The sequence below is a fragment of the Williamwhitmania sp. genome (genome assembly GCA_035529935.1).
Taxonomy (GTDB): Bacteria; Bacteroidota; Bacteroidia; order Bacteroidales; family Williamwhitmaniaceae; genus Williamwhitmania.
The window spans coordinates 40,880-49,753 of sequence record DATKVT010000102.1 but is presented as its reverse complement, the minus strand read 5'-3'; the positions used below and the strand labels follow the sequence as shown (position 1 = coordinate 49,753).

Genomic DNA, 8,874 nt, shown 5'->3' with positions numbered 1-8,874 from the left:
GTAACCAAACTGTGCGTTTGTGCTCAACACCAAATTGCCTACCAGTTGGCTAAACCACTGGTAGCGGAAATTCCACTTGTGATATTCAATCCATTTATATTTATCGTTTTGACTCATACCCGAATTAGAATAATCCTTTCCATTAAAGAGGGAATAGGGAGGGGTAAATTGAACAGAAAGAGATAAGTTCGACCCTCTTCTTGGGTAAATTGGTTGATCGGTTGAATTTCGTCCAAATGTTGTCTTTAGGCTTAAAATATTTGACGATCCATTACTAATAATAAACCCGGACCAATCCTTAAGATCGTAATTTTGATAGCTAATCTCATTCGACAATGTAAAATAGTTGTCTGGCCATTTTAAACGCTTACCTAGCCCAACACCTGCACCGCTAACCTTCATATACTGAGTTCCTGCTTGGTAAACATAGCTACTATTGTTTTGCACAGAATGGTAGAGCGATACGGATAATGAAGTAGGTTTCTTACCTCCAAGCCAAGGCTCTTCGAAGCTTAAGCTATAGGCTTTATAGTATGATCCATTGGTTTGAGCTCTAATGGCAAGTGATTGGCTATCTCCCGAAGGAACAGGTCGCCAAGCTCCCTTGTCGAAAACTCGCCTCATGGAAAAGTTTGAGAATCGTATCCCAATGGTTCCAACAAACATATTCGCACCCCATCCGCCAGAAATCTCGAGCTGGTCGTTGGGCTTCTCCTCTACAATATACTTAAGGTCAACAGTTCCGTCAGCTTGGTTTGGCATTGGAATTACATTGAGCTTCTCAGGGTCGAAGTGCCCAAGTTGGGCAAGTTCACGATTGGTTCGCATAATATCGCTCTTGCTAAATAGTTCACCTGGCTTGGTCCATATTTCGCGACGAATTACGTGCTCATTGGTTTTGGTGTTTCCGCTAATTAAAACCCTATTGATAGTGGCCTGCTTCCCCTCGTAAATTCTCATCTCAACATCAATGGAGTCATTCTCAATTTTCACTTCGGTAGGCTCCACGTTAAAGAACAGGTATCCATCGTCCATATAGAGGGTTGAAACTGAATTGTCGTCTTGGAGCAAGCGCTTATCGAGCAGCGTTTTGTCGTACACATCGCCTTTTTTAATTTTCAAGACAGCACTTAGAAACTCGGAGGGATATTTGGTATTTCCAACCCAAGTAATATTTCTAAAGTAATACTTTGGTCCCTCTTCAATCTTAATCACAATACCCACACGTTTAGGGTTTACAGCGTACACTGAATCGGACAATATGCGCGCATCCCGGTAACCCTTTTCATTATAGTAGGTAATTATCTTCTCCTTATCAGCCTCATAGTTAGACTCTACAAACTTAGCACTCTTAAAAAAGTTTAAGTCCTTCCTATGGGTTTTTTTCATTGCCCTGCGCAGCTTACCGTCAGGGATAGCCACATTTCCTTCAAAGTCAATGTTACTTATTTTTACCTTTTTCTTCCTATCCACCTGAAATGTTACTCTTACACCATTTGAAATAACGGTATCATTTGCCTGAAGAACATCAACGGTTATATTTCGATAACCCTTTTCAGCAAAATACTTTTTAATGGTTCCCTCTGCCGTAGACAACAAATATGGGGTAAGTTGATCTCCAATTTTGAGCGTCAACTTATCCTTTAACGCATCTTGCTCCGATTTCTTTAGTCCGGTATAAAATATTTTGGAGACTCGGGCTCGCTCAACAAGGTCCATATTAAAATATGCAGTATCACCTTTAAACCTAACAATGGAAACATTAATATTTGAAAACAATCCCTGTTTCCATAGTTTTTTAATCCCTCGTGTGACTTCATCGCCCGGAACCATAATGGTTTCTCCTTCGTCGAGGCCAAAAAGGTTTATCAGGGTTTGTGCATCTAGAAACTTTAGCCCTGAAATAGTTACACCGCCCACCACATATTGTTTAGGAGCAGTATAGTCTGCAGATGAAACTGAGGCTAACGAGTCGGTAACTTGAGAAAAAGCTGGAAGAGAAGTAAAAAATATTACTGCGGAAACTATTAATTTACGAAGCATTCTCAGATGTTGTTATTTGTAGTTAACACTTATGTTTTATTTGATCGCCCGTTTTTCCAAAACGACGTTCTCTTCGCTGGAAATCGAGTATTGCATTGAAAAATTCATTTTTATCAAAATCGGGCCAAAGCACTTCAGAAAAGTAAAATTCCGCATAGGCAAGTTGCCATAGCAAAAAATTACTGAGACGCTCCTCTCCGCTTGTTCTAATAAGCAACTCTGGGTCAGGAATACCCTTCGTTGTAAGGTAATTGCTGAAAAGTTCTTGAGAAATATTACCAGCGGGTAGCTTCCCGCTTACAACATCATCCACAATTTTCTTAGTGGCATCAACAATTTCCCATCTAGCGCTATAGCTGAGTGCAAGGATCAGGTTAAGTCCATCATTTTTCGCAGTTTTTTCAATTGCTTGAGCCACATTCAGTCGCGCCTTTTCGGGTAGACTTTCAATATCTCCAATAATGCTGAGACGCACTTTGTTTTTCGAAAGATTATCCACTTCGCCATTAATGGTGGAAACGAGCAAGTCCATAAGGGCATCAACTTCAGCCTTTGGTCTATTCCAATTTTCAGTGGAGAATGCATAAAGTGTCAAATATTTAACACCTATCTCACCAGCCGCCTCTACTGCCTCCCTCACAGCATTAACACCGTTTTGATGGCCAAAGATGCGTTGACTACCACGCTGCATTGCCCAACGTCCATTACCATCCATTATAATGGCAACATGGATTGGAACCTTTTGCAAATTGAGACACTCTTTGGACATTTCTGAAAATTCAATTACTTGTAAACAGGACAAACCACGCTATTATTTAAAAGGCGGAAAGTTATAAATAATCCGGCTACTGAGTACCAATCGTTGTTATGAATTACGGAATTTTTCTGATCCGTCCAGTTGGTATAGCCATCTAGCTTATCAGTGAACGTTTTACTAATGGTCCACTCAAAGCCAACGGTCCATCGACGTGCCGGTCGGTATTTAACGCCGATACTCAATGGTACCGAGGGAGACAAAGCTCCTCCAATATAGGAAACACCAAAGCCTGCACTCACAAATGGAGCATACTTTTTTCGTTTATACGCTAGGGCATCGAAGGGTAAAAAGTTAATCTCCAAAGCAACATTTCCATCAAAGATTAGCGTGTTGAAACCACCTCCTGCAGCAGGAAGGTATCCATTTGTAGCGGAATAGCCTCCCGAAAAGTTACCACCATTTACACCAAACCTGACGGCGTAGTAGTCGTTAAAATTATAGCGAAGAAAAACGCCACCGGCAATATTGGGGTGGCTAAAAGGTGTAGCTACGTTGTAGTCACCAATATAGTAACTCCCACCAACACGGCCACCAATATCTATACTGTTTTGAGATATTGCAATCGTCGTAATTAGATTAAGGAAAACAAAAAGGATGGTGTTTTTTTTCATGAAAACGGGCGAAATAGGAATCAGTTCCTTCGGAACTTCATCTTTTGTACCAACTGATATGAAACGCCAAAAGTGACAACATAGTATATATCGTTGGATTTTGAGTAGGGGGACGCAAAACCGTCCATACGATCGGTTGTAGTAAACCGTGTTCCAAACTCACCATTAAATGAAACTCTTGGCATTAAATTCACCTTAACACCCACTCCTATTGGGAAAATTGCAGCAAATGAAGATGAACCGTTAAAATTTGGGCTAGCTTCTAGCGCCGCATTGCCACTCGGAGAAAACATTGCACCACCAAAACCTGCATACACATAAAACCCATAAGGATTGCCATATGGCCTCACGCCTCCTCTTACCGCCATAATTGAAAAATACCTATTTTGAGCAGGCTTTACAAAATAGTATTCAGCAGTAAAGCCTATATCCGTGGCAAAAATATTTACCTTATAACCTCGTGTTTCGTTTCTAGAACCCTTATCGTTACTGTACATAATACCAGAAGCGATCATCCCTTTAACATAAAACCGATCGTTCACTTTATACCTCAAACCAATAGTTAAACCGGGTCGCAAGTTGGTAAAAGAAAAATCGCGAAGGCCGCCCAAATTATTCGAGGATGACGATCCACCAATATCATCAAAACCGTGATAAATAGAAAGTCCTGTAACAATTTCATAGTGACTATAACTCCACGATTGAGCGGCCAGATTAGTCTGAACACTCACAAAAGCCAACACTAAAAATAGATATTTAGTCAGTTTCATGGTTAAGTTGCTATGCACTACAAAAGTAACTATTTTTATTTACAAGCAGACATGCCTTTTTCAGTTCAGGTTGCTTAACAATATTTAACAAATATAATGCGCTAATTGTTTCGTCCGGTCAAACTTCGGTTATCTACACCCCACATCAGTTTTGTGCGTAACCGTTTAAAAAAATCCGTTTCTCCGAGCATGAGCAACTTTACGGTAAACGGTGCTTTCGAAATAAAAATTTGACTGCCAGAAGCAATGGGCATTGACCGGTTATCGATGGCGCAAATAACTGTTTCATCGCGCGATGTAGGTTCAAGCCGTAACTTATAGCTGTCGGGAACCACGAGTGGCCTCACTGTTAGATTGTGCGGCGCAATTGGTGATATTACGAAACTAGCAGAATCAGGTGTAATAATCGGGCCTCCTACACTCAAGGAATAAGCGGTTGACCCAGTAGGTGTCGCCACCAACAAGCCATCGGACCAGTATGTATTTATTAATCCCTCGTTATGATAAACATTTACCGATACCATAGAGGAGCCATGCTTTTGTATACTCACCTCATTCAGGGCAAAAGGAAAATCCGACAGCGGAGCAGGCAGACCTTCAACCATTATTAGTGATCGGTTCTCCACACTAATGGTGTTGCCAAGAAGCGTATCGATCACCTCATCAATAAACTCACACGAAATGGAAGTCAGAAAGCCAAGCCTACCTGCATTTATCCCTGCAATGGGGATTCCGGAATCGCGCACTAGTGCCACTGTTTCCAAAAAGGTACCGTCCCCACCTAGGCTAAACACACAGGCAGTATCCATATCAAGTTCCGATGGAGAATTAAAGACCAAAACGCCTTTAGGTTCAAAGCCAAAATCGTTTTTCAGCAGCTGGTAAAACGCCTCATACACCTTTACCTGAACACCATTCTTAGCAAATCGTTCGAACAGCACCTTAAGACAACTCAAGTGTGATTTAGGGAAATAACGTCCGTAAAGAGCTACCTTCATTACTTAAACATTTAAATACCTCATTAGTAAGTCAAATCTCTCCTCCATCAAGTCGTCCATCTCATCAACCCGCATGTGGGCACCAATAATTGTATATTCGTATCGGGTAAAAGTTTGAATTATAGATGTAAGATCCACCACATTAAGCTTAAGCGTTAACTCTATCTTCGTAGAATCTTTGTGAGCAGTAATGTAGCTCGATAATATTTTTGCTCCGTTACCCTCAACAATCTGGGCAATGTGCGCCAACGAATAATCATTTTCATTGAGTTCTAGAACCACAATTCCACCAGGGTTTTTTAGTGCTGACAACTCTGCAAAATAGTGCAGGAGGTCAGGTAGAGAGATCACCCCTATGTACTGCTTCTTTAGATTTAACACGGGTATTAGTGAAAGTTGCAGCCTCGACATTACATCCATAATCTCGAACACATGCTGATCCTCCAACACATATGGTCGTTGTAGAGAAAGTGGATGATTGCCTAGTGGCTCATCCGGCATATTGGTGTCGTAAATATCGCTTTCACCGATTACCCCAAGAAAATCCTCATTATTTACAATGGGAAGATGGGCAACCTTAAAAATGTCCATCCATCCCAAAGCCTTTGTACCTGTATCAGAAGTTCTCAGGGCAGGAATAACATCGGAGATTAAATCCTTGGCCAGCATAAGGTAATTGTTTTTAACTTTGTGCGATGTTAATACAACAAATCAACAATGACAAAGCTTAGCGTAAATATAAACAAAATTGCCACACTTAGAAATGCAAGAGGTGGCAACATTCCCAATATTGTGGAAGCAGCCATAAACTGCGAACGTTTTGGTGCGCAAGGCATCACTGTTCATCCACGGCCTGACGAACGACACATCCGCTACCAAGATGTGTACAACATTAAAAAGGTGATAAAAACAGAGTTCAACATTGAAGGATATCCTTCGGAACAATTTATTGACCTTGTTATGCAAATTGTTCCAGCCCAAGTAACCTTAGTGCCAGACCCTCCCGAGGCCATTACCTCAAGTGCTGGATGGAATACTCTTCACAATAGAACATTTCTTACAGATGTAGTTAAGGAGTTCCACAAAAAGGGAATTAGGGTTTCCCTGTTTGTGAATGCGGAATCGGCCATGGTAGAAGGAGCTGCAGAAACAGGCACCAATAGGGTAGAACTTTATACGGAACCCTATGCCTCGGGCTACTCTTTGGACAAGGTTGCTGCAATTGCCCCCTTTATCGCTGCTGCTAAGGTTGCAGTTGAATGCGGACTAGGACTTAACGCTGGCCACGATTTGAGTTTAGAGAACCTAAAGTATTTTTACCAGAATATTCCTGGCCTGCTTGAAGTTTCAATTGGGCACGCATTAATTTCCGACGCTCTTTACTTTGGATTGGAAAACACCATTCAGCTTTACCTAAGACAATTGTACGAGTAGCTCATGAAACTCTACCACCGAAGATTAGGACAAGGCAAACCCATAGTAATTGCCCACGGGCTCTATGGCTCTTCCGACAACTGGATGTCCATAGCCACTGCGCTCAGCAACCAGTTTGAGGTAATTCTAGTGGACCTGCGCAATCATGGTCAATCCCCACATAGTCCTGCGCACAGTTACCCTGACCTTGCCGCCGATCTTTTAGAACTTATTGAGGATTTGGGAATTGCCGTGCCCATACTCATTGGCCACTCCATGGGTGGTAAAGCCGCCATGCAGCTAACCCTTGACCATCCAGCAAAAATAGCAAAGCTGGTAGTGGTAGACATTGCTCCCACCTCCTATATTCTGTCCAATTCGCCCCAACTACAGGAACATCGTAAAATAATTTCGGCACTGCAAGAGTTACCGTTGAAAAGGATTGACACCAGAGTTGAAGCCGAACAGCTACTTAGCAAAAGCATTAAACCGCTAGCCGTAGTCCGCTTCTTGCTAAAAAACCTTGCAAGAGATGACCAAGATAATTTCTATTGGAGGCTGAACCTTGATGCACTTGACCAGAATCTCACAAATCTCATGGGTGGAATTTCCTTTAGTGCAAAAGAGGATTATCCAGTTGAGACGCCAACCCTATTTGTTAAAGGAGAACTCTCGCCTTACATCAAAATTGAAAGAGATCAAGAAATTATAAGATACCTGTTTAGTCACTATAAAATAGTTACTATTCCCAATTCTGGTCACTGGGTTCACGCTGAACAATCGGCCTTATTTCTGGAAAAGTTAAAAGAGTTTTTACTCAACGGATGAGCCCGATTGGCTGGCCCTCTCAATATTTTCGGCTGGGATTAACTCTTCACCCCGGTATTTTCTCAACAGCTGCACAATGGTGAGCACATCCTTTTCGCAGTAAGTTACAATTCGATCAATATCGTGCTGGCGATAGTAGACCTCAGCAACCATTGAACCATCAATGTCATCCTTAGGTGTCGGAATGCCAAAAATAGTGGCAAGCAGATGTAGCGAAGTGTAATTTTTATGATCACCAAACTTCCAAAGTTCCATGGTATCGAGAAACGCCACCTCCCAAGGTTTTTTCCCAGCAACATTTAGCATTCCAGGAAGGGATACCCCGTTTATCAGCATCCTTCTGGCAATATATGGAAAGTCAAATTCCTTTCCGTTGTGTGCGCACATTAGTGCTCCCTTTCGCTGGCCAAACTTGCGTAGGAGTTCACCAAACTCTTCAAGGAGCTGTTGCTCGTTGGAATTATAAAACGACTTTAAGCGAACGTATGGAACTTTTTTTCGAGAAAAAACAAAACCAACAGAGATGCAAATCACCTTGCCAAATTCAGCATAAATACCAGCCCGGTCAAAAACCTCGGCACTGGATTGATTCTCATCCTTTTTTATAAACAGTGCCTTCTTATCCCAAAGTTGCTGCATCACTTCAGGAAGTTCAGAGTAAACAGGAACAGCAGGCACCGTTTCGATGTCTAAAAATAGTATGTTCTCTATGTTTACTTCATTAAGCATTGCTAATAGCCATGTTGGTGAAGTGTTTTTTCTATAATGGTGGTAAGAATGCTAACAGCAACTTCATTGTTTCCTCCTTGAGGAACAATAATGTCAGCATATCGCTTAGTTGGTTCTATAAATTGAAGGTGCATCGGCTTCACTGTTTTTTCGTAACGCTCGAGAACCTTGTTTACGGATCGACCCCGCTCAATAATGTCGCGACGGACAACGCGGCTAAGTCTATCATCAGGATCTGCGTCCACAAAGACTTTAATATCCAGCAGATCGCGCAACTCCGGATTGGTGAAAATCAATATTCCCTCAACAATTATAACATGCTTTGGCTCGATATACACAGTTTCTGCCGCCCTAGCGCAGGTGAGGTAGGAGTAAATTGGCTGATTTACAGCCTCCCCTTTCTTGAGTTTCTTTAGATTCTCCACCAGCAACTCAAACTCAACTGATGAAGGGTGGTCAAAATTAATTTCCTGCCTCTGATCCATAGGCAGGTGGCTGCTATCCTTATAGTATGAATCCTGAGGAATAACGGTAACCTCGCCTGGAGGCAAACAGTCAACAAGTTTTTTTACTACAGTAGTCTTGCCTGAACCAGTTCCTCCAGCAATACCAATTATCAACATACTCTCAAAGAATTTATATGCTAACTTTGCAAAGTTTATAAT

General features: G+C 41.8%; 10 protein-coding genes. 2 read left to right on the top strand and 8 right to left on the bottom strand.

Annotation, left to right across the window (positions count from 1 at the left end):
- From VMW01_08110 to VMW01_08085, 6 genes are all read right to left on the bottom strand, one after another.
- On the bottom strand, nucleotides 1-2,043 hold a 2,043-nt coding region (locus tag VMW01_08110; GenBank protein HUW06212.1), incomplete at its 3' end, for a POTRA domain-containing protein.
- Between the two features lie 22 nt (nucleotides 2,044-2,065).
- Entirely contained in the window at nucleotides 2,066-2,812 is a 747-nt protein-coding gene (locus VMW01_08105) for an isoprenyl transferase (GenBank protein ID HUW06211.1), read from the bottom strand.
- 14 nt (nucleotides 2,813-2,826) lie between these two features.
- Nucleotides 2,827-3,471, bottom strand: a complete 645-nt coding sequence (locus VMW01_08100; protein ID HUW06210.1) for a DUF6089 family protein — start codon at nucleotides 3,469-3,471, stop codon at nucleotides 2,827-2,829.
- 20 nt (nucleotides 3,472-3,491) lie between these two features.
- Entirely contained in the window at nucleotides 3,492-4,241 is a 750-nt protein-coding gene (locus tag VMW01_08095) for an outer membrane beta-barrel protein (protein HUW06209.1), read from the bottom strand.
- A gap of 101 nt (nucleotides 4,242-4,342) precedes the next feature.
- Nucleotides 4,343-5,239, bottom strand: a complete 897-nt coding sequence (locus VMW01_08090) for an NAD kinase (GenBank protein HUW06208.1) — start codon at nucleotides 5,237-5,239, stop codon at nucleotides 4,343-4,345.
- Nucleotides 5,240-5,242: 3 nt separating this feature from the next.
- A complete protein-coding gene (locus VMW01_08085) occupies nucleotides 5,243-5,908 on the bottom strand; it encodes a CBS domain-containing protein (GenBank protein HUW06207.1) in 666 nt (221 codons plus the stop codon).
- A gap of 48 nt (nucleotides 5,909-5,956) precedes the next feature.
- On the opposite strand from VMW01_08085, the gene VMW01_08080 reads away from it, so the two are divergent.
- Both VMW01_08080 and VMW01_08075 read left to right on the top strand, forming a co-directional pair.
- Complete coding sequence (locus VMW01_08080; protein ID HUW06206.1) at nucleotides 5,957-6,673, top strand: pyridoxine 5'-phosphate synthase; 717 nt, start codon at nucleotides 5,957-5,959, stop codon at nucleotides 6,671-6,673.
- Between the two features lie 3 nt (nucleotides 6,674-6,676).
- Nucleotides 6,677-7,480 carry an alpha/beta fold hydrolase gene (locus VMW01_08075; protein ID HUW06205.1) on the top strand — a complete coding sequence of 268 codons (804 nt, stop codon included), beginning with the start codon at nucleotides 6,677-6,679 and terminating at the stop codon, nucleotides 7,478-7,480.
- On the opposite strand, the gene VMW01_08070 is transcribed toward VMW01_08075, so the two are convergent.
- Both VMW01_08070 and udk read right to left on the bottom strand, forming a co-directional pair.
- A complete protein-coding gene (locus VMW01_08070) occupies nucleotides 7,466-8,209 on the bottom strand; it encodes a 3'-5' exonuclease (protein ID HUW06204.1) in 744 nt (247 codons plus the stop codon). The genes VMW01_08075 and VMW01_08070 overlap by 15 nt on opposite strands.
- Nucleotides 8,210-8,211: 2 nt before the next feature.
- Complete coding sequence (gene udk, locus VMW01_08065; protein HUW06203.1) at nucleotides 8,212-8,832, bottom strand: uridine kinase; 621 nt, start codon at nucleotides 8,830-8,832, stop codon at nucleotides 8,212-8,214.
- Between the last annotated feature and the right edge of the window lie 42 nt (nucleotides 8,833-8,874).

What these genes read in the sequence shown, in the direction of transcription:
- VMW01_08105 (HUW06211.1), bottom strand. Translation starts at nt 2,812, where the DNA reads ATGTCCAAAGAGTGTCTCAATTTGCAAAAGGTTCCAATCCATGTTGCC.
- VMW01_08100 (HUW06210.1), bottom strand. Translation starts at nt 3,471, where the DNA reads ATGAAAAAAAACACCATCCTTTTTGTTTTCCTTAATCTAATTACGACG.
- VMW01_08095 (HUW06209.1), bottom strand. Translation starts at nt 4,241, where the DNA reads ATGAAACTGACTAAATATCTATTTTTAGTGTTGGCTTTTGTGAGTGTT.
- VMW01_08090 (HUW06208.1), bottom strand. Translation starts at nt 5,239, where the DNA reads ATGAAGGTAGCTCTTTACGGACGTTATTTCCCTAAATCACACTTGAGT.
- VMW01_08085 (HUW06207.1), bottom strand. Translation starts at nt 5,908, where the DNA reads ATGCTGGCCAAGGATTTAATCTCCGATGTTATTCCTGCCCTGAGAACT.
- VMW01_08080 (HUW06206.1), top strand. Translation starts at nt 5,957, where the DNA reads ATGACAAAGCTTAGCGTAAATATAAACAAAATTGCCACACTTAGAAAT.
- VMW01_08075 (HUW06205.1), top strand. Translation starts at nt 6,677, where the DNA reads ATGAAACTCTACCACCGAAGATTAGGACAAGGCAAACCCATAGTAATT.
- VMW01_08070 (HUW06204.1), bottom strand. Translation starts at nt 8,209, where the DNA reads ATGCTTAATGAAGTAAACATAGAGAACATACTATTTTTAGACATCGAA.
- udk (HUW06203.1), bottom strand. Translation starts at nt 8,832, where the DNA reads ATGTTGATAATTGGTATTGCTGGAGGAACTGGTTCAGGCAAGACTACT.